Origin of the sequence: Nocardia sp. NPDC059180 (genome assembly GCF_042754945.1) — a bacterium.
Lineage (GTDB): Bacteria > Actinomycetota > Actinomycetes > Mycobacteriales > Mycobacteriaceae > Nocardia.
Window position 1 is genome coordinate 768,829 of sequence record NZ_JBHZBU010000001.1, and the last position, 22,154, is coordinate 790,982.

Genomic DNA, 22,154 nt, shown 5'->3' on the forward strand with positions numbered 1-22,154 from the left:
CCGAGTCGGCTACACCCCCGGAAGGGAACGCAGGATCCCGCGGCCGTACCGCTGGAACTGCGTGTCGTCGACCATGCCCAGCGAATGCCGCTCCACCAGCAACTCCCACTCCGCGTACAGCTGTGCGGTACCGGGATCGGCGGGGCCTGCCGCGCCGTCGGCGGATTCGAGCCGGATCGCGAAGTTCACCGCGCAGGTGACGCGCTGGGTGTCGGCGCGATCGAATCCGGTGAAGTGCAGCGTCTGATTGCCGTCGTGCACGTCTAGGCCGGTATCGGTACGCACCGTGCCGATCTCGCCGGGTGCACTCGCCGTGCCATCGGTGCTGCGCGCCCACATGATGGCCTGGACCGCCAGCTCATGGGCATAGCGTTCGCCGTTGCCGATGGAGATGAACAGCAGTCGTTCGGTGGTGGCGGCGAGCAATCCCTGACCGTGGCCCGCGGGCGGATGAGCGACGGCCACCGCTGTTTCCAGCACGTACTCATCGGCCGTGGCGAACCGGTGCAAGACGTTGATCGCGGATTTGGCTTCCTTGCGCGGCGCCATCCGGCGCACCGCGCGCTCCACATCGGCGCGGACGGGCACATCGGAATTCCATTCCGGTGCGGGCGGGGTCAGATCCGGCGCCGCGACGTCGACGCGCTGGAAATCCAGGATCTGATCGTTGATCCGGTCGACGATCTCGACCGCGGCGGGCACATCGTGCTCGGCGATCAGCACCGGTAGCGGGGTCCGGTCGGCGGGCACACCGGTGAGGACGGGGGTGGGATATCGGAGGTAGATCTCGATGACGACCGCGTCGTCGGCGCGCCGGTTCAGGCGGACCTTCAACAGGTCGGTCACCGGCACGTCGAGCACTCGCTCGCCGTCGGTGCCAGGTCGTAGGACGATCAGCCGCCCCCGGCCGTGACGCACTATCGCTGTGGGTGTCCGTAGCTCGACTATGTCCATACCCCCTGCGCTCTATGTGGTTGGGGTGCTCTCGGGGCCATACCTGGTACGCAAGCCGGCGCCTGCGGTCGTTCGCGACGCGCTGCCGGAGCACGGTCTTCGCGGGCACTGCACTGTGCCGTCGCTCACGATAGGCCGAACGTGCCATGATTGTGACCACTCGGCACAAACCAGGCCGGAGAGATCGGGAACCACGGGCGTTCTCCGGCCGTTTACCTGTTGAACTCCCATGACCGGCCGAACTGCGCGATGTATCGGGTAGACCGTACGCGGTAACGTGGCTTGGCCGCATCCGCACGCATCGCTAGGCAAGAACCGGAGACACCGGAAAGGACTGGCCGCCCGGCCGACGCTCTATGAACCGCAAGACTGTGTTTCGCACCCTGGCGATAGTCTCGGGCATTCTGCTCGTGATCTATCTGTTCAGCTATTTCGGCAACGACACGCGCGGCTGGAAGAACGTCGACACCTCGGTGGCGTTGAGCCAGCTCGAAGACCAAGGCAACGTCAAGAACGTTCAGATCGATGACCGCGAGCAGCAGCTACGCATCGAGCTGAACAACGGCAACGACGCCACCGGCGGCGAATCCAAGATCATCGCCAAATATCCGGGCGGCAGCCAGACCTCCGCGCAGGTCTTCGACGCCGTGCAGAAGTCCGGCGCCCCGTACAACACGGTGGTCAAGCAGGACAGCTGGCTCACCCAGATTCTGTTGTTCGTGCTGCCGATGATCATCCTGCTTGGCCTGTTCATCTTCGTGATGTCCCGGATGCAGGGCGGTGGCCGCGGCGGCATGATGGGCTTCGGTAAATCGAAGGCCAAACAGCTGTCCAAGGACATGCCCAAGACCACCTTCGCCGATGTGGCCGGTGCCGACGAGGCCGTCGAAGAGCTCTACGAGATCAAGGACTTCCTGCAGAACCCGGTGCGCTACCAGGCGCTGGGCGCGAAGATTCCCAAGGGCGTGCTGCTCTACGGTCCGCCCGGTACCGGTAAGACGCTGCTTGCGCGCGCGGTCGCGGGCGAGGCGGGCGTGCCGTTCTTCACCATCTCGGGTTCGGACTTCGTCGAGATGTTCGTCGGTGTCGGCGCCTCCCGGGTGCGCGACCTGTTCGAGCAGGCCAAGCAGAACAGCCCGTGCATCATCTTCGTCGACGAGATCGACGCGGTCGGCCGTCAGCGTGGTGCCGGCCTCGGCGGTGGCCACGACGAGCGCGAGCAGACCCTCAACCAGTTGCTGGTCGAGATGGACGGCTTCGGTGACCGCACCGGCGTCATCCTGATCGCCGCCACCAACCGTCCCGACATCCTCGACCCTGCGCTGCTGCGCCCGGGCCGGTTCGACCGGCAGATCCCGGTCAGCAATCCCGACATCGCCGGTCGCCGCGCCATCCTGCGGGTGCATTCGCAGGGCAAGCCGATCGCGCCCGAGGCCGATCTGGACGGTCTGGCCAAGCGCACCGTCGGTATGTCGGGCGCCGATCTGGCCAACGTCATCAACGAGGCCGCGCTGCTCACCGCGCGTGAGAACGGCTCGGCCATCACCGGCGAATCGCTCGAGGAGTCGGTGGACCGGGTCATCGGTGGCCCGCGCCGCAAGAGCCGCATCATCAGCGAGCACGAGAAGAAGATCACCGCCTACCACGAGGGCGGCCATACGCTGGCGGCCTGGGCGATGCCCGATATCGAGCCCGTCTACAAGGTCACCATCCTCGCCCGCGGCCGCACCGGCGGTCACGCGATGACGGTGCCCGAGGACGACAAGGGCCTGATGACCCGTTCGGAGATGATCGCCCGCCTGGTGATGGCCATGGGCGGTCGCGCGGCCGAGGAGCTGGTGTTCCACGAGCCGACCACGGGCGCGTCCTCCGATATCGATCAGGCCACCAAGATCGCCCGCGCGATGGTCACCGAATACGGCATGAGCGCGCGCCTCGGCGCGGTGCGCTACGGCCAGGAGGCCGGCGATCCGTTCCTCGGCCGTTCGATGGGGCAGGCCTCGGACTATTCGCACGAGGTCGCAGGCGCCATCGACGAGGAGGTGCGCAACCTGATCGAGGCCGCGCACACCGAGGCGTGGTCCATCCTCAACGACTATCGCGACGTCCTCGACGATCTGGCCACCGCGCTGCTCGAGCGCGAGACGCTGCACCGCAAGGATCTCGAACAGATCCTCACCGCCGTGGTCAAGCGCCCGCGGATCACCGCGTTCAACGATTTCGGCGAGCGGGTGCCCTCGGACAAACCGCCGGTGAAGACCCCGGGTGAGCTGGCCGCCGAGCGCGGTGAGCCGTGGCCGCCGCCGGAGCCGGTCGCGCCGTCGGTGCCCGCCGCCGCCACCGCGGCTCGGGAACCGGCACCGGCCAACGGCTATCCGCCCGCGGGTGGCTATCCGGCCCAGCCGCAGCACGGCCGTCCGGCCCAGCCGCCTGCCGGGTATCCGATGCCGCAGCAGCCGGGCTACCAGCGCCCCGGCGCCACGCACGGCTCCCGGCCTGATTACGGCGCTCCGGCAGGCTGGTCGGCTCCCGGCTGGCCGCCGCGTGAGGACCAGCAGGAGCCCTCCGGCGAGCGCGGTTTCGGCGCCTGGCCGGACCCGGGCGAGGGCCGGCCGCGGCACGGCTACCAGCCAGAACGCGGCTACGACGACCGTGGCGGTTACGACGATCGCGGTGGCTACCCCGACAATTCCGGTACCGAGGGCGCGAATCGGGACTGGGAAGGACCGAACGGCAGGGGTTGACCAGCGCCGATTACGCTCGATCCTCGGGGCCGGGCGATCTGCCCGCGCCCTGAGATTTGGAGGTGTCCTCGATTGTCGGCCAACGATCACAGCAACGGCCAAGTCCCCACCGTGCCCGGTCGACCTGTTCAGGAAGGTCCCGGTCCGGAGGCGAACGAGCCGGAACTCATCGCACTGCACACCGGTGAGCGGTTCGACCAGCCGCGCGCCGAGGCCGCGATCCGGGAACTGCTGATCGCGGTCGGCGAGGACCCGGACCGCCCCGGCCTGCGCGATACCCCGTCCCGGGTGGCGCGTGCCTACCGCGAGATGTTCGCCGGGCTCTACGTCGAGCCCGACGCGGTGCTCAACACCACCTTCGACGAAGAACACCAGGAACTGGTGCTCGTGCGCGACATCCCGCTGTACTCCACCTGCGAACACCACCTGGTGTCGTTCCACGGTGTCGCGCACGTCGGCTACATCCCCGGCACGCACGGCCGGGTGACGGGCCTGTCCAAGCTGGCCCGGCTGGTCGATCTGTACGCCAAACGCCCGCAGGTGCAGGAACGGCTGACCAGCCAGATCGCCGACGCGGTCATGCGCAAACTGGATCCGCGCGGCGCGATCGTCGTCGTGGAGGCCGAGCATCTGTGCATGGCCATGCGCGGCATCCGTAAACCGGGCGCGAGCACCACCACGTCGGCGGTGCGCGGACTGCTCCAGACCAACGCCGCCTCGCGCGCCGAGGCGCTCGATCTGATCCTGCGCAAGTGAGTCACGCACCGCAGCCAGGAGTGACGCCACGCGCGGGTCGATCGTGCGTGGTCATGGGAGTCGTGAACGTCACGGCCGATTCGTTCTCCGACGGCGGCCGCTACCTCGATCCCGAGCTGGCCATCCGGCACGGGATCGAGCTGTTCGAAGCCGGCGCCGACATCATCGACGTCGGCGGTGAATCGACCAGGCCCGGCGCGGTCCGGGTCGATGCCGAGACCGAGACTGCGCGGGTGGTCCCCGTCATCGGTGGTCTGGTCGCGGCCGGGGTACCGGTCAGTGTCGACACCATGCGTGCGCGTGTCGCCGAGGCCGCGATCGCGGCCGGGGTGTCGGTGGTCAACGATGTCTCCGGTGGTCGTGCCGACGCCGATATGGTCAAGGTTGTCGCGGGCGCCGATATCCCGTGGATTCTCATGCACTGGCGCGCGGGCGCCGACTACCGGCACACCGGCCCGGCCGACCACTACGACGATGTGGTCGCCGAGGTGCGCGCGGAGCTGGACACTCAGGTGCGCCACGCCGTCGCCGCCGGTGTCGATCCCGCGCGGCTGATTCTGGATCCCGGCCTCGGTTTCGCCAAGAACGCCGAACACAATTGGGCCCTGCTCGGCGCGCTGCCGCAGTTCGTCGCCGACGGTTTCCCGGTGCTGATCGGCGCCTCCCGCAAACGTTTCCTCGGCACGCTGCTCGCTGACGATGCCGGCCCGCGTCCGCCCGACGGCCGCGAGACCGCGACCGCGACCATCTCGGCGCTGGCCGCGTTGCACGGTGCGTGGGGTGTCCGGGTGCACGATGTCCGCGCTTCGCTGGACGCCGTCACGGTGACCGATGCCTGGCAGCGCGCGGCGGGTTCGGCAGGGGTGGTTCGTTGAACGAGGCAGCAGGGCATGCGCCGTCGCGGCGTGCGCCCGATCGGATCGAGCTGCGCGGACTGCGCGTGTTCGGCCATCACGGTGTGTTCGACCACGAGAAGCGCGACGGCCAGGAATTCCTGATCGACCTGACGGTCTCGGCCGACTTCACCGCTGCCGCGGCCTCCGACGACCTCGCCGACACCGTCGACTACGGCGCGCTCGCCGAACTCGCGGTCCGCATCGTCGCCGGTCCGCCGCGCGATCTCATCGAGACCGTGGTCAGCGAGATCGCCGACGCGGTGATGGCGGCCGAACCGCGTATTGATGCCGTGGAAGTCGTTGTGCACAAACCGTCCGCGCCGATCCCGCACACCTTCGCCGACGTCCGCGTTGTCACCACCCGGCAGCGGGAACGGGCGGCCACATGAGTCGCGCGGTCCTGTCCATCGGCTCCAATCTGGGTGACCGCCTCGGCTATCTGCGCAGTGTGATCGACGGGTTCGGATCGCGCGTTGTGGCGGTGTCGCCGGTGTATTCGACCGCGCCATGGGGCGGGGTCGAGCAGGACGACTACCTCAACGCCGTCGTCGTGGTGGAAGATCCGGCCTTCGAGTGCGCCGACTGGTTGCGCAGGGGGCAGGAGCTGGAGCAGACGGCCGAGCGGGTGCGCGAGGTGCGCTGGGGCGCACGGACATTGGACGTCGACGTGGTGTGGTGTGCGCACGAGGGGCCGTCGGGTCCGGTGGCCTGCCGCAGCGCCGACCCGGCACTGACCCTGCCGCATCCGCAGGCGCATCGGCGGGCCTTCGTGCTGGTGCCGTGGCTGGATGTGGAACCGCAGGCTGAACTCGAGGTCGACGGCCGAGTGCGACGAGTCCGAGATCTAGTGGCCGAGCTGGATGCCGCCGAACGCGACGGCGTGCACCGGACCACACTGACGTTGGCAGCCGGGGGAGCGAACCATTGCAGCAGCTGAAGCCGACGCGCGTCCTCGACCTCACCGCGAACCTCGTGATCGCGGCGGTTCTGGCGTGGGTCGCCACCCGCATCGCCTACGGCAGCTTCCCGCCGATCTCCAGTTTCGCGGGGGCGTCGCTGTATCCGGTGGCGGCGATCGAGGTGGCGCTCGGTTTCATCATTCGCGCCAGGATCAATGAGCATCGCATCGGTGATGGACCGCATCAGTTGCATCCGATCACCGCGGCGCGTGCGGTCGCCTTGGCCAAGGCCTCGGCACAGGTGGGTTCGCTGGCGGCCGGTGTCTGGCTCGGGTTCCTCATCTGGGTGTTTCCGCAGCGCGGCGATCTGCGCGCGGCCGATGCCGATGTGCCGGGTGCGTTGATCGGGCTAGGTGCCGCGGTGGCACTGGTGGCGGCGGCGCTGTGGCTCGAATATTGCTGCCGCGCGCCCGACGATCCTACCGACGATCCAGCTACCACATAGCTAACATGGTTGGGTGAATCACCACCCCGGAGCCTGGGCCGCCGCTGTCATCCGAGCTACCCTGGCGGGCATGGTTTCACCCTCCCGTACCAGCAGCTCCCCTCGACAACGGGACTATGCGGGAAAATTGTTCATCGGTGCACTGATTCTGCTCGGCTTGGTTGCCAGTATTTTCCTGATTTTCAGCGATAGCCTGCAATTCATTCGGATCGGCTTGGTGGCGGCGCTCTGGGCGGCCGTGCTCGGCGCGCTGGCCGCGACCAAGTACCGCAAGGAATCGACAGTCGACAAGGCGAAGGTTCGCGACCTGCAGACGGTCTATGAGCTGCAGCTCGACCGCGAGATCTCGGCCCGGCGCGAATACGAGCTCGGTGTCGAGGCGCGCGTGCGCCACGAAGTCGGCGCCGACGCCACCGAGATGGCCGCGCTGCGGGCGGAGCTGACGGTGCTGCGTCAGAACCTGCAGCGGCTCTTCGACGGTGATCTGCCGACCGATCGCCCGGCGCTGCGGGCCGATGCCACCCGCATTCAAGAACTCACCGGCCGACCGGCCGGTTCGGCGAACGGTAACTCGGCGAATGCCGACGGCTGGGCCGGGCCGCAGCTGCCCCGCGATTCGGTAACCCCGGTCTACGACACCGATCACCCGCAGCCCCCGGTCTTCGCCAGCCCCTACGACGACCCGGTGACGGCCGAGACCTCGATCATCACCCTCGACCGCGACGACGCCACGACCGATGGTGCGGGCCGGACCGGCGAGCGCACCGAGGTTTTCGCCACCACCTCCGGCTGGGCCGACGCCTTCGCCGAAACCCCGGCCGAACCCGATGACGAACGCCCCGAATCCACGACCACGCCCTGGGTCGCCTCGGATTCGGCGTCGACAGGGAAGTCTCCGCTGGTCGGGCCACCTGCCCCCGCGCAGTCGACCGAGTCCGGCAGTCCGGGCGACTCGGAGGTCGTCGGCCCGCCCGCCCCCGGTGCGTCCGAGCCTGCTGCGTCCCCCGCGCGCTCCACCCCGGCGGGCCCGACCTTCGGTTCGGCCAGCTCACGTCGCCGCAGGCGGGCTGAATCGGAGTCCGGTGAGTCGTCGTCCAAGCGGTTGTCGGTGGCCGAGATCCTGGCGAATCTGCAGTCCGAGGAGAGTAACGGGTCGCGCTGACTGCGGCGTAGATCACGGGGCCGGGCCATGGCGCATGGCGAGGGATGCCCATATTCTCGTGACGTAACGTCTGGTACCCGCCGAGCGGGACTGGAACGACATCCGAGAGGACACTGTTGACCTCGCCACGCGTGACTTCTGGCAACGCCGCGTCGGGACCCGATCCCGCGCCCGCACGACTGACGGTGGGAATCGTCTCGGCGGGACGCGTCGGTTCGGCCTTCGGCGTCGCGTTGGAACGCGCCGGACATGTGGTGTTCGGTGTCGCCGCGATCTCCGACGTATCGGTGCATCGGGCGCGCACCCGCCTGCCCGAATCCAGGATTCTTCCGGTAGAAGAGGTCGCCGCCAGCAGTGAACTGCTGATCCTCGCCGTGCCGGATTCCGAATTGGCCGGCCTGGTTCGCGGCCTCGCCTCGGCGGGCGTGGTCCGGCCCGGCACCATCGTTGCGCACACCTCCGGCGCGAACGGCGTCGCCGTGCTCGCGCCGCTCACCGAGCTGGGCGCCCGCCCGCTGGCCATTCATCCCGCCATGACCTTCACCGGCCACGACGAGGATCTGGCCCGGCTGGCCAACGCCTGCTTCGGGATCACCGCCGCCGATGAGATCGGCTACGCCATCGCGCAGTCGCTGGTCATCGAGATGGGCGGCGAGCCGGTGCGCGTCGCCGAGGAGCACCGCACGCTCTACCACGCCGCGCTCGCACACGGCAGCAATCATCTGGTCACGGTGATCGTCGACGCGGTCGCCGCCCTGCGCGCCGCCCTCGACGGACCCGGCCTGCTCGGCCAGCAGGCCGTCGACGATCAGCCAGGCGGCCTGGCCGAACGGCTGCTGGCCCCGCTGGCCTCGGCCGCCCTCGACAATGCCCTGCGCCGCGGCCAGTCCGCACTGACCGGCCCGGTGGCCAGAGGAGATGCCGACGCGGTCGCCGCGCATCTGCGCGCACTCGACAAGCTCGACTCGCGGCTGGCGGAAAGCTACCGGGCGCTGTCGTTGCGCACCGCGGAGCGGGTCGATTCCGATGCCGCCCTGATCGAACTGCTGGAGGAGCGTCGATGATGGATCCGAACCTGCGCGGCGCTTTCAAGCCGGGCGAGCTGACCGTGCACCACGACCCGTCGGTGGTCGCCGCTGTGGCCAAGGCACTGCGCGGCGTCGGCCGCACGGTCGGCCTGGTGCCGACCATGGGCGCGTTGCACGAGGGCCACCTGGAGCTGGTGCGCCGCGCCAAGCGGACCAATACCGTCGTGATCGTCTCGATCTTCGTCAACCCGCTGCAGTTCGGTGCGGGTGAAGACCTGGACAAGTACCCGCGCACCCTCGACGCCGATGTGGAATTGCTGCGCGCGGAGGGCGTCGATCTGGTTTTCGCGCCGAGTGCGGCCGATATGTACCCCGAGGGCCCACGCACTACGGTGCACCCCGGCCCGCTCGGCGCCGAACTCGAGGGCGCAACGCGCCCCACGCACTTCGCGGGCATGCTGACCGTGGTCGCCAAGCTGTTGCAGATCGTCCGGCCCACCGAGTCGTTCTTCGGTGAGAAGGACTATCAGCAGCTCACTCTGATCCGCCAGATGGTGCGGGATCTGAACTTCGACGCCGCCATCGTCGCCGTGCCCACCGTGCGTGAGGCCGACGGCCTGGCCCTGTCCTCGCGCAACCGCTTTCTCGACCTCGATCAGCGCGAAGCCGCCACGGCCTTGTCGGCCGCACTGCTCGCCGGTGCCCGCGCGGGTGGCCTCGGCGTCGACGGTGTGCTGACGGCCGCGCGTGCGGTCCTCGACGCCGCATCCGGCCTCGATCTCGACTACCTCGAACTGCGTTCGTCGAACCTCGACGCCGCCCCCGCCTCCGGCAATGCCCGGCTGCTGATCGCGGCGAAGGTCGGCGCCACCCGGCTGATCGACAATATGCCGGTCACCCTCGGCGCCACGATCGACGGCCACCCCAATCCAAGCACCCCGCCCGCCCAGGTATCGGTATAGGAAGGCGACGACGATGTTGCGCACCATGATGAAGTCGAAGATCCACCGCGCCACGGTGACCCACGCCGATCTGCACTACGTCGGCTCGGTGACGGTGGACCAGGATCTGCTCGACGCCGCCGATCTGCTCGAAGGCGAGCAGGTCTGCATCGTCGACATCAACAACGGAGCCCGCCTCGAGACCTATGTGATCGCCGGTGAGCGCGGTTCGGGAGTGATCGGGATCAACGGCGCTGCTGCCCATCTCGTGCATCCGGGTGATCTGGTCATCCTCATCGCCTACGCGATGATGGACGAGCAGGAGCTGAAGGAGTACTCGCCGAAGGTCGTCTTCGTCGACGACCGTAACCGTCCGGTCGAACTCGGTTCCGATCCGGCGCACGCCCCCGAGGGTTCGGGCCTGCTCACCCCACGCGACCTGTCGTTCGCCTGACAGCCGCGGGGGAGAGGTCGGATCCTGACATGCTGCTGACGATCGACGTCCGCACCACCAGCATCGAGCTCGGGCTGTTCTCCGGCAGCGGCGCGCACGCGAAACTGGCGCGGCACTGGCGAATCCACACCAATCCGCTGCTGACCGCCGACGAGTTCGCCATGCAGGTGCGCGGGCTGGTCGGTACCCATCTGGACGAGGTGGTCGGTGTCGCGGCACTGTCCACGGTGCCGCCGGTCCTGCGTGAGCTGCGGCTGATGCTGGAGCGGTATTGGAATCACGTACCGCATGTGGTGGTGGAACCCGGTGTACGCACCGGTATCCCGCTGCTGGTCGACAATCCGAAGGAAGTCGGCGCGGACCGGATCGTGAACAGCCTCGCCGCGTTCGACAAGTTCGCCTCCGCGGCGATCGTCGTCGACTTCGGCATTTCGACCTGCGTGGACCTGGTGTCGGCCAAGGGCGAGTTCCTCGGCGGCGTGCTCGCGCCCGGTGTGGAGATCGCGACCGAGGCGCTCATCGAACGCGCCGCGTTGCGCCGGGTCGAGCTGGCGCGTCCGCGATCGGTAGTCGGGAAGAACACCGTGGAATGCATACAGTCCGGCGCCGTCTTCGGCTTCGCGGGCATGGTCGACGGTCTGGTGGACCGCATCCGCGACGATTTCGACGCCTTCGCCGGCGACGATGTCGCGATCGTGGCTACGGGCGCGGGCGCGCCGCTGATCGTGCCGGAATCGGAGACCATCGAGCATCACGAACCGCGGCTGACGCTGACCGGTCTGCGGCTGGTCTATGAACGCAATCAGCGCAACCGTCGCGCATGAGCAGCCTGACGGCAGCCGGCTGTGGTGCAGGTCATCGGTTCGGTGCCGATGCGCCTGCTACACTCATCGACGTGTATTTCCGCGTGAGCGCCCAGGAGTGTTGTCGAGGCTGACCTGCCTCGACCGTTCGAGGCACGCAAGATGTCCTCGACCGCTGCACACCTCCTGGAGATTCGCTCATGCGTTCTTCTGTTCTTTCCCTTTCTTCCGCACGTGACGCCGGCACGCTGAATGCGCGCGCCGCCAATCCGCTGCCGACTCGTTCGATCGCGCCCGCACTGCCCACCCGTTTACGTCCGGCCGATCTGCTCCGGCTGACCGACGAAGGCGCCGAGGACGTGCTGGCGGGCCGCTTCGACCATCTGCTGCCCGCCGACGGGCAGTGGCCGGCCCAGGAGCGCTGGGCCACCCGTCTGCTCTCCGATGACGAGGTCGACGTCTGGCTGATCAGCTGGACTCCGGACAGATTCACCGAACTGCACGATCACGCTGGTTCCATCGGCGCGCTCACCGTACTCAGCGGAGCGCTGGCCGAATACCGTTGGAATGGCACCGAATTGCGTCATCGCACGCTGGTCGCCGGTGATCAAGCCTCATTTCCGATCGGCTGGGTGCACGATGTGGTGCGCGCACCCGAGCCGCCTGCGGTGCCCGGTATCGAGGTGCCGGTCGCCGTCGCCGATTCGATCGGCCCGCTCGATCCGACCCTGAGCGTGCACGCCTACTCCCCGCCATTGACCGCCATGTCCTATTACGAACTCACCGGACACGGCGGCCTGCGGCGTACCCGAACCGTCCTCACCGACCAGCCCGAAGGTGATATGTGATGAGCCCGCAGACCATCGACCAGATGCTCGACAGCGCGCGCTCGCAGCTGCGCAGGCTGTATGCGTTCGAATTGCCTCGAGCGCTGGAGCGTGGCGCGATCCTGGTCGACATTCGCCCGCAGGCGCAGCGGCTTCGTGAGGGCACCATGCCCGGCGCCCTTGTGATCGAACGTAATGTCCTGGAATGGCGGCTGGATCCGTCCAGCTCCGCCCGTCTCGCGCTGGCCACCGGTCACGATGTGGAATGGATCGTGCTGTGCTCGGAGGGCTACACCTCCAGCCTCGCCGCCGCCTCGCTGCAGCAATTGGGCCTGCACCGGGCCACCGACCTGGTCGGCGGCTATCAGGCGCTGAAGGCGGCCGGACTGCTCACCGTTGCCTCGCGGGCTCCGCATTTCGCCCGTGAGGTGGCGGCGCTCGCCTCGCTGTAGAAAACCCGGCCCCGCCGGGCCGGGAGCAGCGGGTCAGCAGGCCTGGGCGGCGCGCAAAACGGTTTCCGGTGCACGCTAGGGTAGTTCGATGTGAGCACCCCCAACTCCCCTTCCATCGGTAGCTCCGCGGCATCGGCTCCCGCGGGCCGCGCCAATCGCCCCGATGACGTCGACGACGCTCCGGAACAGATGCGGATTCGCCGGGAGAAGCGGGAACGCCTGATCGCCGAGGGCGGGCAGGCGTATCCGGTGGTCGTGCCGCGCACGCATTCGCTGGCCGAGATTCGTGCCGAACATTCGGACCTGGCGCCCGATACCCAGACGGGCAGCATTGCCGGTGTCGCCGGGCGCGTCATCTTCATGCGCAATACCGGCAAGCTGTGCTTCGCCACCCTGCAGGAGGGCGACGGCACCAAATTGCAGGCCATGATCAGCCTCAACGGTGTCGGCGCCGACGCGCTGGCGGCCTGGAAGGCCGATGTCGATCTCGGCGATTTCGTGTTCGTGCACGGTGAGGTCATCTCCTCGCGTACCGGCGAGCTGAGCGTGATGGCCGATGAGTGGAGCATGGCCGCCAAGTCGCTGCGCCCGCTGCCGGTCGCGCACAAGGAGATGAACGAGGAGTCGAGGGTCCGGCAGCGCTATGTCGACCTGATCGTGCGCCCCGAGGCCAGGGAGATGGCCAGGACCAGGGTCGCGGTTGTGCGGGCGCTGCGCAATGCGCTGGAACGTCGCGGATTCCTCGAGGTCGAGACGCCGATGCTGCAGACATTGCACGGCGGCGCGGCGGCCCGGCCGTTCGTTACCCATTCCAATGCCCTCGATATGGATCTATTCCTGCGTATTGCGCCGGAGTTGTTCCTCAAGCGCTGCGTTGTCGGTGGCCTGGAGCGCGTGTTCGAGGTCAATCGGAACTTCCGCAACGAGGGCGCCGACTCCACGCATTCGCCGGAGTTCGCGATGCTCGAGACGTATCAGGCCTACGGCACCTATGACGACTCGGCGCGCATGATCCGGGAATTGATCCAAGAAGTCGCCGAGGAAGCGTTCGGCACCCAGGTGGTGACACTCGCCGACGGCACCGAATATGACCTTCGTGGTGAGTGGGCGACCGTCGAGATGTATCCCTCGCTGTCGGACTCACTGGGTGTGGAGGTCACCCCGGAAACGACGATTCCGGAATTGCTGGCACTGGCCGAACGGGTCGGTTTGGAAATTCCGGAAGGCAAGGGCTACGGGCACGGCAAACTCGTCGAGGAACTATGGGAGCACCAGTACGGCGACAAGTTGTACGCGCCCACATTCGTGCGTGACTTCCCGGTCGAGACTTCTCCGCTGACGAGGCAGCATCGCGACAAGTCGGGTGTCACCGAGAAGTGGGACCTGTATGTGCGCGGCTTCGAGTTGGCTACCGGCTATTCGGAGTTGGTCGATCCGGTGATCCAGCGGGAACGCTTCGTCGACCAGGCTCGGCTCGCCGCGGCCGGTGATGATGAAGCGATGGTGCTCGACGAAGACTTCCTCGCCGCGATGGAACACGGCATGCCGCCGACCACAGGAACCGGTATGGGAATCGACCGCTTGTTGATGGCTCTCACTGGTTTGGGAATCCGGGAAACGATACTGTTCCCAATTGTGCGACCGGCCGCTCGCTGAGCGATCGGATTGCACGACTCCAGCTCGTCTTGGCATTTTTCGAATTAGAGGTATTCTTGCCTCGGGCAATCGGCCTAGTATGCGGGTCGCACGATTTCGAGAGGACGTTCATCTCATGGCAAAGAAGGTCACCGTAAGCCTGATCGACGATGTCGACGGTGAGTCCATCGCGGACGAGACCATCGAGTTCGCTATCGATGGTGTTTCGTACGAGATCGACTTGTCGACGGCGAACGCGGCCAAGCTGCGGGAAGAGATGGAGCAGTGGGTTGCCAACGCTCGCCGCGTCAGCGGCCGGCGTCGGGTGAAGGCCGCCGCTACCACCGGTGGCGTCACCAAGAGCCGTGTTCCGATGGACCGCGAACAAACCGCGGCAATTCGTGATTGGGCTCGCCGGAATGGGCACAAGGTGCATGCTCGCGGACGTATCTCCGCGGACATCACCGATGCTTACAACAAGGCAGCCAAGAGCTGATTCATTGTGCGGCTGCCGCCGGGCGAATCGTGCGACGCCCCGGCGGCAGCCTTGTTTGTAGCGGCCGAAGCACGGCACCATAGACCTGTGCGCAGGTCCATGGCCAACAGAGCCGTGTCATCCCGTCGAGCTGGGGTTATGGCACCGTGACAGCTTTTGTCGGATCAATTCTGCGGTTCGCCGACGCGGACGGGCATCGGCACGAACTCATGCTGACGCCCGACCATCCGCGCGTCACCATCGGACGTTCCACGCATGCCGATCTGTCCCTGCGCTGGGACGCCGAGGTGTCCCGGCTGCATGCGGCCGTCGAATATCTGGGCGCTCAGTGGACGATCGTCGACGACGGCCTGTCCCGCAACGGCACCTACGTCAACGGTGAGCGCCTGACCGGCAGACGCAGGCTCATGGCGGGCGACCGCATCCGGGTCGGCACCTCGCTGGTCTCGTTCCACGAATTCGGCGTCGTCGCCGACGATGCCACCAGGGCTTCCACCGGGACCATTCCCACCGCTCGTTCGCTCACCGATACCCAGCGTTCGGTGCTGGTGGCGCTGTGCCGCCCGTACAAACACGGCGCGGGCTTCGCGACCCCGGCCTCGAATCAGCAGATCGCCGAGGAACTGTTCCTCAGCGTCGACGCGATCAAGACGCACCTGCGCGCATTGTTCGCCAAATTCGGCGTCGAGGATCTGCCGCAGAACCAGAAACGGGTCCGCCTGGCCGCCCTCGCCATGCAGAGCGGCCTCATCTCCGACCGTGACCTCTGATCCAGGTACGCCGTAGACGCTCGCTGATGGGCGCGAGCTTCTCAGCGATGGTTGATCGGCCTCCCAGCCTGTTGACTCGAAGACGGAATCGGAGCGCCCCTTGCTCCGGCCGGTTCAAAGGAGCAGATCATGTCGGTAGGCCGAATCGTCGCGCTGGTGGCGGCAACAGTGGCGACCGGGTTGATCGCAGGGGTCTTCTATGCCTACGCGATCTCGGTGATGCCCGCGCTGGCGCGGATGGATGACCGCGCGGTGATCGAGACCATGCAGAAGATCAACGTCGTGATCATCAACCCGGCCTTCATGATCGGGTTCCTCGGTACGGTCGGGTTCACCGCGCTTGCCGCGTTGCTGCACCTCGGGGCCGATCGGCGCATGACGTTGATCTGGATCGGAGTCGCGTTGGCGCTCAACGTGATCGCGTTCGCGGTGACCGCCGGATTGAACGTTCCGCTCAACGATCAGCTGGCCGCGGCGGGCGATCCGGCCGCCATCACCGACCTCGCGGCGGTGCGGGCCCAGTTCGAATCCGATTGGGTGCGTTGGAATATCGTGCGCGCGGTGCTGCACACGCTGGCCTTCATCGTGCTGTCGGGTGCGCTGTTCGCCGCCGGACTGCAGCAGGGGCGTGACGACGCGACGAACGCGCAGCCGCAGGCCCGGGTGGCGGTTGCTCAGCCGCTGCGCTGAGTGTGCTCGGCCGCTGCGCCGAGTGGAACTCGTTTCAGAACCTACCCGTCAGTAATGGCCACATCGGCCCTGGTCGCGACGTAGCGTTCTGGAACGCGTTCTAGAACTTGGGAGGGGTCATGCGCCGAGCACCCGTCACCGCCGTTATCGCCGCCGTCCTCGCCGCGCTGTGGATCAGCTCGGCGGGGGCGGCGCACGCCGAGCGGTATCCGGTCGTCTACAACTTCTTCGCCGGAATCCCGGCGGAACTGACCAACCCCGGCGGTTCGTTGCCCGGCTCCAACGATTGGTCCTGCCGTCCCAGCGCGGAACATCCGAACCCGGTGGTCCTCGCACACGGCACCGGTGGCGGAGCGCAGACGAACTGGGGCACCTACGTAGCCCTGCTGGCCAACGAGGGCTACTGCGTGTACTCGCTGACCTACGGCGCCTACGACCTGCCCTGGCCGATCTCGGCGCTCGGCGGGATGATGCCGGTCCAGGACAACGCCGCCGAATTCGGTGCCTTCGTCGATCGTGTGCTCGCGGCCACCGGCGCGGAGCAGGTCGATATCGTCAGCCATTCCCAGGGCGGGCTCGTCGGCAACTACTTCGTCAAACGCCTCGGTGGCGCGGACAAGGTGGACAAACTGGTGGCGCTGGCGGTGCCCTGGCTCGGCACCACCGCCTTCGGCATGGCCGATATCGCCGCGTTCGCGCGTGCGGTCGGGCTCGGCGAGGCCTGGAACTCGATCCCGTGCCTGGCCTGCGCGCAAATGCCGGCGGGCGGGCCGTTCCTTGCTGAACTCAACGCCGACGGCGTCTACCACCCGGACGTGACCTATACCAACATCGTGGGCAGCATGGAGGAGATCGTGGTGCCCTACACCTCGGCGGTGGCGCCGGGGCCGAATGCCACCAATATCGTCGTCCAGGACGGCTGTGCACAGGACTACTCCGAGCATCTCGGTATCGCGGGCAGCCCGCGGGCCGCGGCCCATGTGCTCAACGCCCTCGACCCTGCCCACCCCAGGGAAGTTCCGTGCCACTTCGTCGCGCCGTTCACCGGCTGAGTCCGGCCGGAGGGGGCGTTTGCCCTGGATCCCCCATTTCGCCGGTCGTCCGGGGTTGTTCGCTCAGGGCAAAACCGGTCCGGAAACGAAACCCGCACCTGCCGCGTTATGAGTGAATGACCGTGCTGCCACCGGTCGGCAATAGAGTGGACCGGCGGCGGCGGAATCCTCCGCCAACTAGAGTGGAGGCGGGGGCCGCAACCCCCGGGCTTCATGGCAGGCTGACGGCTAGGTTCGTCGGGTTGGCGCCCAGGTTTGTTCGACAGCACACTGCGGCGTCTGTTGCCAGAATGTCGGAGCAGGAGAGTGAGGGAGCGATGTTCGAGAGGTTCACCGACCGCGCGAGGCGCGTCGTTGTCCTGGCCCAAGAAGAGGCCCGGATGCTCAACCACAACTACATCGGCACCGAGCACATCCTGCTGGGGCTGATTCATGAGGGTGAGGGCGTCGCGGCCAAGTCGCTGGAGTCGCTCGGCATTTCGCTGGAAGGCGTACGCAGTCAGGTGGAGGAGATCATCGGCCAGGGCCAGCAGGCCCCGTCCGGTCATATCCCGTTCACCCCGCGCGCCAAGAAGGTGCTGGAGCTTAGCCTGCGCGAGGCCCTGCAGCTCGGCCACAACTACATCGGCACCGAGCACATCCTGCTCGGTCTCATCCGCGAGGGTGAGGGCGTGGCCGCGCAGGTGCTGGTCAAACTGGGCGCCGACCTCAACCGGGTCCGTCAGCAGGTCATCCAGCTGCTGTCCGGCTACCAGGGCAAGGAGCCGGTCGAATCCGGTTCCCGCGGTGAGACCGGTACCCCGTCCACCTCGCTGGTGCTCGACCAGTTCGGCCGCAACCTGACCCAGGCCGCGCTCGAAGGCAAGCTCGACCCCGTCATCGGCCGCTCGAAGGAAATCGAGCGCGTCATGCAGGTGCTCAGCCGCCGCACCAAGAACAACCCGGTGCTGATCGGTGAGCCCGGTGTCGGTAAGACCGCCGTCGTCGAGGGCCTGGCCCAGGCCATCGTCAACGGCGAGGTGCCCGAGACGCTCAAGGACAAGCAGCTCTACACCCTCGACCTGGGTTCCCTTGTCGCGGGCAGCCGCTACCGCGGTGATTTCGAAGAGCGCCTGAAGAAGGTGCTCAAGGAGATCAACACCCGCGGCGACATCATCCTGTTCATCGATGAGCTGCACACGCTCGTCGGCGCCGGTGCCGCCGAGGGCGCCATCGACGCCGCGTCGATCCTGAAGCCGAAGCTGGCTCGCGGTGAGCTGCAGACCATCGGCGCCACCACCCTCGACGAGTACCGCAAGTACATCGAGAAGGACGCCGCCCTGGAACGCCGCTTCCAGCCGGTGCAGGTGGGCGAGCCGACCGTCGAGCACACCATCAACATCCTCAAGGGTCTGCGCGACCGCTACGAGGCGCACCACCGGGTCTCCATCACCGACGGTGCCCTTGTCGCCGCCGCGACGCTGGCCGATCGCTACATCAACGACCGGTTCCTGCCGGACAAGGCGATCGACCTCATCGATGAGGCGGGCGCGCGCATGCGCATCCGCCGGATGACGGCGCCGCCCGACCTGCGCGAATTCGACGACAAGATCGCCGACGCTCGTCGCGAGAAGGAAAGCGCCATCGACGCGCAGGACTTCGAGAAGGCCGCGCGCCTGCGCGACAAGGAGAAGCAGCTCGTCGCCAAGCGGGCCGAGCGTGAGAAGCAGTGGCGCTCCGGTGATCTGGATGTCGTGGCCGAGGTCGACGACGAGCAGATCGCCGAGGTGCTGGCCAACTGGACCGGTATCCCCGTCTTCAAGCTCACCGAGGAGGAGACCACCCGTCTGCTCCGCATGGAGGACGAGCTGCACAAGCGGATCATCGGCCAGGAAGATGCCGTCAAGGCGGTCTCGAAGGCCATCCGCCGCACCCGCGCCGGCCTGAAGGATCCGAAGCGTCCGTCCGGTTCGTTCATCTTCGCCGGTCCGTCCGGTGTCGGTAAGACCGAGCTGTCCAAGGCGCTGGCGAACTTCCTGTTCGGCGACGACGACGCGCTCATCCAGATCGACATGGGCGAGTTCCACGACCGCTTCACCGCCTCGCGGCTCTTCGGTGCCCCTCCGGGCTACGTCGGCTACGAGGAGGGCGGCCAGCTCACCGAGAAGGTGCGCCGCAAGCCGTTCTCGGTCGTGCTGTTCGACGAGATCGAGAAGGCCCACCAGGAGATCTACAACACCCTCCTGCAGGTGCTCGAGGACGGTCGTCTCACCGACGGCCAGGGCCGGACCGTGGACTTCAAGAACACGGTGCTGATCTTCACCTCGAACCTCGGTACCTCGGATATCTCGAAGGCCGTTGGTCTGGGCTTCACCCAGTCCAACGCCGAGGGCTCGAACTACGAGCGGATGAAGCTCAAGGTCAACGACGAGCTGAAGAAGCACTTCCGGCCCGAGTTCCTCAACCGTATCGACGACGTCATCGTCTTCCACCAGCTCACGACCGATCAGATCGTCGAGATGGTGGATCTGATGATCGCGCGCGTCGAGAGGCAGCTGAAGAACAAAGATATGGCGATGGAGCTCACCGACAACGCCAAGGCCCTGCTGGCCAAGCGCGGTTTCGACCCCGTGCTCGGTGCCAGGCCACTGCGCCGCACCATCCAGCGCGAGATCGAGGATCAGCTGTCGGAGAAGATCCTCTTCGGCGAGATCGGCCCCGGCCAGACCGTTTCGGTCGACGTCGAGGGCTGGGACGGCGAAGGCTCCGGCGAGGACGCCAAGTTCACCTTCGTCGGTAAGGCGAAGCTGACCAAGGCCGGCGCCGAGGAGAAGCCCGAGGTCGTGCTGACCGGCGCCGCCGAAGGCACCACCGAGGCCGCCTCCGGCGAGTAATACGCGAGTAGGCAAACGGGCCCGTCCCCCGGTGGGGGCGGGCCCGTTGTCGGCTGTGTGGTCAGCGCACGGTGGCGACATATCGGGGCAGTAGTGGGGCGGCCGCGTCGGATAGCTCGCCGGGAACGATGAGCTCGTCGATTCCATAGGCGGCGAGCCGGTGTTCCAGGAGTGCCGTCGCCGCGTCCGGGTCCGCGTCGAACATCCCGGCGGCGCCCTCCGCGCGAAGTCCAGCCGGCGTGAGCCCGAGCTTGGTGCTCGTCCAATACGGCAACCGGTCGCCGATACCGACCAGCTGCTGGCTGAACCGGACGGGGCGGTCGGTGGCATCGCGGACCACGCGGACCATGGTGGCGAGATCGGCTTCGGTGGCCTGCGGTGGCGCGGCGAGCAGAATGCGGTCGGCGACCGCAGCGGCGGCCTCCAGCATGCGCGGGCCGCTCGCTGCGATGACAATCTCCGGCACCGGGTCGACCTCGGCCCGCACCGCTGCGACCGTCTCGAGCAGCCATTCGCGACGATGCCCGGCCGTTCCCCAGTACCCGCCGAGTCGCTCGGCCTCGAGCTGCGCATCCGGCCTGCCGACACCGATCCCGAGTTCGAACCGGCCGTCCGAGAGCTGCTGCAGCGCGGCCACTTCGCGTACTGTCGCCGCCGTCGTGCGCAGCGGTGCTGCCAGCACATTCGGTCGCAACCGCATCGTCTCGGTGACCGCGGCCGCCGCCGCGAGAGCCGGGAACGGAGAGGCCGTGAACAGGGTGTCGGGTAGCAGAACGGTCCGGTACCCGGCCGATTCGGCCCCGCGCACCTCCTGTACCCAGCTTCGCCCGTCGCGCGGGGTGAGGATGATCCCGAATCGCATCCGGATCACCTCTTCGTTTCGCGCAGCACGGCCAGCCGCTCGCGATACTGGGCCTCGGTGATCTCGCCACGCGCATACGCGCCGCGCAGCGCGCCAACCCCGTTGCTGTCACGGCGGAATCTGCCCCGTACCACCAGTGCCGCGATCGCGATGATGGTGAACCAGAACAGCAACGGGAAGATCCAGAAGAACGGCCAGGGGTGCCAGCCGCCGTCGTAATGATCGGCGAGCAGCGTCACGGCCTCGGGGTTCAGGTATGTAGTCATGTCATGAGCGTGCGCCCGCGGCCACCCTCTTCACATCGGCCGAGTGTTCCTGTTCCCGCTACGCCTGTGCGCGTACGCGCTGCCGTCCGTCGAGGTCGAGGGCAGCCCGCTGATCCCAACGATTCCGCCTGCCCGCCGCCCGTGCGGCGGCCGCGTAACCCCTGCCCACGAGGGATCACGGCAATGGGGTGGCCTTCTTGAATACCTCGAACGTGGACAGGTAGTTGTCGGCGCCATGGCCTTCGGCGATGGCCTGTTCGGCGATTCGCTGCATTGCCCTTGGCATTTCGGTAGCGACGGACTGTTCCTCGCTGGTGCGGGTGATGTGTTCGAGCCCGTTGAGGTTCATCAGCATGGTGCCGAGCGTCCCCGGATAATGGCCGGCGTCCAGATCGGGTGCGTGCTCGGCCAGAGATTCGGGGTCGAGCACGGTGGGCATGAACCAGCCGAGGGCCAGGTCGGCGAACTGCTGTGCCGACACTTGTGCCGAACCGACCATGGCCGTCGCCTGCAGCCAGCCGTTCATCGTCGCGTACATCATGTGCAGTAGTGCGGTGTTGTACAGCACCGCGAGTTCGACCGCGTCGCCGAGATGACGGGGGTCGCCCAGACTGGTCAGCGTCGACCGATGCCGGTCGAAAACCTCGGTCGCGCCGCTGTACAGGAACACCGCGCCGGGCTCGCCTACCATCGGCGGCGGCACCATGATGGCGCCGTCGAGGTAGGCGATGTCGTGTTCGCCGGACCAGGCGGCAGCCGCTTTCGCTTCGGAGGGGGTGCCGGAATTCAGGTTGATCAGGGTGCGCCCGGCGAGCGCCGCGACGGCCGGGGTGAAGACCTTGTACATCGCCGGGTAGTCCGCCAGGCACACGATCGTGAGCGGGCTCGCTTCGACCGCCTCGGCTACTGTCGCTGCTCGCCGTGCACCGCGAGCGACGAGTTCGTCGGCCTTCTCCGGGCTGCGATTCCAGACGGTGAGCGGGTGGCCTTTGTTGATCAGGGTGTGGGCCAAGGCCAGACCCATCGGTCCGAGGCCGACGAGAGTGACAGGTTGCGCGTTGTTCGAATGATGTGTCGCCATGACGCTTA

23 protein-coding genes are annotated in these 22,154 nt (G+C 67.3%); 19 read left to right on the forward strand and 4 right to left on the reverse strand.

Annotation, left to right across the window (positions count from 1 at the left end; all coding sequences use genetic code 11):
• Positions 1-9 precede the first annotated feature (9 nt).
• Positions 10-954: a hypothetical protein gene (locus ACFXNW_RS03560; protein ID WP_379415565.1), complete on the reverse strand. Its 945-nt coding sequence runs from the start codon at positions 952-954 to the stop codon at positions 10-12.
• 356 nt (positions 955-1,310) lie between these two features.
• Between ACFXNW_RS03560 and ftsH the strand changes: the two genes are divergently transcribed.
• The 19 genes from ftsH to ACFXNW_RS03655 all read left to right on the forward strand — a co-directional run bounded on the left by ftsH (position 1,311) and on the right by ACFXNW_RS03655 (position 19,937).
• Positions 1,311-3,698, forward strand: coding sequence for an ATP-dependent zinc metalloprotease FtsH (gene ftsH, locus ACFXNW_RS03565; protein ID WP_379415567.1), 2,388 nt, complete (start codon positions 1,311-1,313; stop codon positions 3,696-3,698).
• A 72-nt stretch (positions 3,699-3,770) separates the two neighbouring features.
• A complete protein-coding gene (folE, locus tag ACFXNW_RS03570; protein WP_379415568.1) occupies positions 3,771-4,454 on the forward strand; it encodes a GTP cyclohydrolase I FolE in 684 nt (227 codons plus the stop codon).
• A 53-nt stretch (positions 4,455-4,507) separates the two neighbouring features.
• Positions 4,508-5,329 carry a dihydropteroate synthase gene (gene folP / locus ACFXNW_RS03575; protein ID WP_379415570.1) on the forward strand — a complete coding sequence of 274 codons (822 nt, stop codon included), beginning with the start codon at positions 4,508-4,510 and terminating at the stop codon, positions 5,327-5,329.
• Positions 5,326-5,739 (forward strand): dihydroneopterin aldolase, encoded by a 414-nt coding sequence (gene folB / locus ACFXNW_RS03580; protein WP_379415571.1) that lies wholly within the window; start codon positions 5,326-5,328, stop codon positions 5,737-5,739. The genes folP and folB overlap by 4 nt, the downstream gene beginning before the upstream one ends.
• Positions 5,736-6,287, forward strand: coding sequence for a 2-amino-4-hydroxy-6-hydroxymethyldihydropteridine diphosphokinase (gene folK, locus ACFXNW_RS03585; protein ID WP_379415572.1), 552 nt, complete (start codon positions 5,736-5,738; stop codon positions 6,285-6,287). Before folB ends, folK begins: the two co-directional genes overlap by 4 nt.
• Complete coding sequence (locus tag ACFXNW_RS03590; RefSeq protein WP_379416281.1) at positions 6,284-6,754, forward strand: DUF3180 domain-containing protein; 471 nt, start codon at positions 6,284-6,286, stop codon at positions 6,752-6,754. Before folK ends, ACFXNW_RS03590 begins: the two co-directional genes overlap by 4 nt.
• Positions 6,755-6,824: 70 nt before the next feature.
• Positions 6,825-7,916, forward strand: a complete 1,092-nt coding sequence (locus ACFXNW_RS03595) for a DUF6779 domain-containing protein (protein WP_379415573.1) — start codon at positions 6,825-6,827, stop codon at positions 7,914-7,916.
• Positions 7,917-8,032: 116 nt separating this feature from the next.
• Positions 8,033-8,980, forward strand: a complete 948-nt coding sequence (locus tag ACFXNW_RS03600; RefSeq protein ID WP_379415574.1) for a Rossmann-like and DUF2520 domain-containing protein — start codon at positions 8,033-8,035, stop codon at positions 8,978-8,980.
• Complete coding sequence (gene panC, locus ACFXNW_RS03605; RefSeq protein WP_379415576.1) at positions 8,977-9,906, forward strand: pantoate--beta-alanine ligase; 930 nt, start codon at positions 8,977-8,979, stop codon at positions 9,904-9,906. The genes ACFXNW_RS03600 and panC overlap by 4 nt, the downstream gene beginning before the upstream one ends.
• 13 nt (positions 9,907-9,919) lie before the next feature.
• Complete coding sequence (gene panD / locus ACFXNW_RS03610) at positions 9,920-10,339, forward strand: aspartate 1-decarboxylase (RefSeq protein WP_379415578.1); 420 nt, start codon at positions 9,920-9,922, stop codon at positions 10,337-10,339.
• A 29-nt stretch (positions 10,340-10,368) separates the two neighbouring features.
• On the forward strand, positions 10,369-11,163 hold the full coding sequence (locus tag ACFXNW_RS03615) for a type III pantothenate kinase (protein ID WP_379415579.1): 795 nt from the start codon (positions 10,369-10,371) through the stop codon (positions 11,161-11,163).
• A 179-nt stretch (positions 11,164-11,342) separates the two neighbouring features.
• Positions 11,343-11,990, forward strand: a complete 648-nt coding sequence (locus ACFXNW_RS03620; protein ID WP_379415580.1) for a cysteine dioxygenase — start codon at positions 11,343-11,345, stop codon at positions 11,988-11,990.
• Positions 11,990-12,421: a rhodanese-like domain-containing protein gene (locus tag ACFXNW_RS03625; RefSeq protein WP_379415582.1), complete on the forward strand. Its 432-nt coding sequence runs from the start codon at positions 11,990-11,992 to the stop codon at positions 12,419-12,421. Before ACFXNW_RS03620 ends, ACFXNW_RS03625 begins: the two co-directional genes overlap by 1 nt.
• 189 nt (positions 12,422-12,610) lie before the next feature.
• Positions 12,611-14,077 (forward strand): lysine--tRNA ligase, encoded by a 1,467-nt coding sequence (lysS, locus tag ACFXNW_RS03630; protein WP_379416283.1) that lies wholly within the window; start codon positions 12,611-12,613, stop codon positions 14,075-14,077.
• Positions 14,078-14,192: 115 nt separating this feature from the next.
• Positions 14,193-14,552 (forward strand): Lsr2 family protein, encoded by a 360-nt coding sequence (locus ACFXNW_RS03635; protein WP_379415584.1) that lies wholly within the window; start codon positions 14,193-14,195, stop codon positions 14,550-14,552.
• Positions 14,553-14,698: 146 nt separating this feature from the next.
• On the forward strand, positions 14,699-15,322 hold the full coding sequence (locus ACFXNW_RS03640; protein ID WP_379415585.1) for an FHA domain-containing protein: 624 nt from the start codon (positions 14,699-14,701) through the stop codon (positions 15,320-15,322).
• 129 nt (positions 15,323-15,451) lie between these two features.
• Positions 15,452-16,012, forward strand: coding sequence for a DUF1772 domain-containing protein (locus ACFXNW_RS03645; protein ID WP_379415586.1), 561 nt, complete (start codon positions 15,452-15,454; stop codon positions 16,010-16,012).
• 119 nt (positions 16,013-16,131) lie between these two features.
• Entirely contained in the window at positions 16,132-17,064 is a 933-nt protein-coding gene (locus ACFXNW_RS03650) for an esterase/lipase family protein (RefSeq protein ID WP_379415587.1), read from the forward strand.
• A 317-nt stretch (positions 17,065-17,381) separates the two neighbouring features.
• Entirely contained in the window at positions 17,382-19,937 is a 2,556-nt protein-coding gene (locus tag ACFXNW_RS03655) for an ATP-dependent Clp protease ATP-binding subunit (protein ID WP_379415588.1), read from the forward strand.
• 61 nt (positions 19,938-19,998) lie between these two features.
• On the opposite strand, the gene ACFXNW_RS03660 is transcribed toward ACFXNW_RS03655, so the two are convergent.
• The 3 genes from ACFXNW_RS03660 to ACFXNW_RS03670 form a co-directional block, all read right to left on the reverse strand.
• Positions 19,999-20,799, reverse strand: a complete 801-nt coding sequence (locus tag ACFXNW_RS03660; RefSeq protein ID WP_379415589.1) for an LLM class flavin-dependent oxidoreductase — start codon at positions 20,797-20,799, stop codon at positions 19,999-20,001.
• Between the two features lie 5 nt (positions 20,800-20,804).
• A complete protein-coding gene (locus ACFXNW_RS03665; protein WP_379415590.1) occupies positions 20,805-21,065 on the reverse strand; it encodes an SHOCT domain-containing protein in 261 nt (86 codons plus the stop codon).
• 175 nt (positions 21,066-21,240) lie between these two features.
• On the reverse strand, positions 21,241-22,146 hold the full coding sequence (locus tag ACFXNW_RS03670) for an NAD(P)-dependent oxidoreductase (RefSeq protein WP_379415591.1): 906 nt from the start codon (positions 22,144-22,146) through the stop codon (positions 21,241-21,243).
• Positions 22,147-22,154 lie beyond the last annotated feature (8 nt).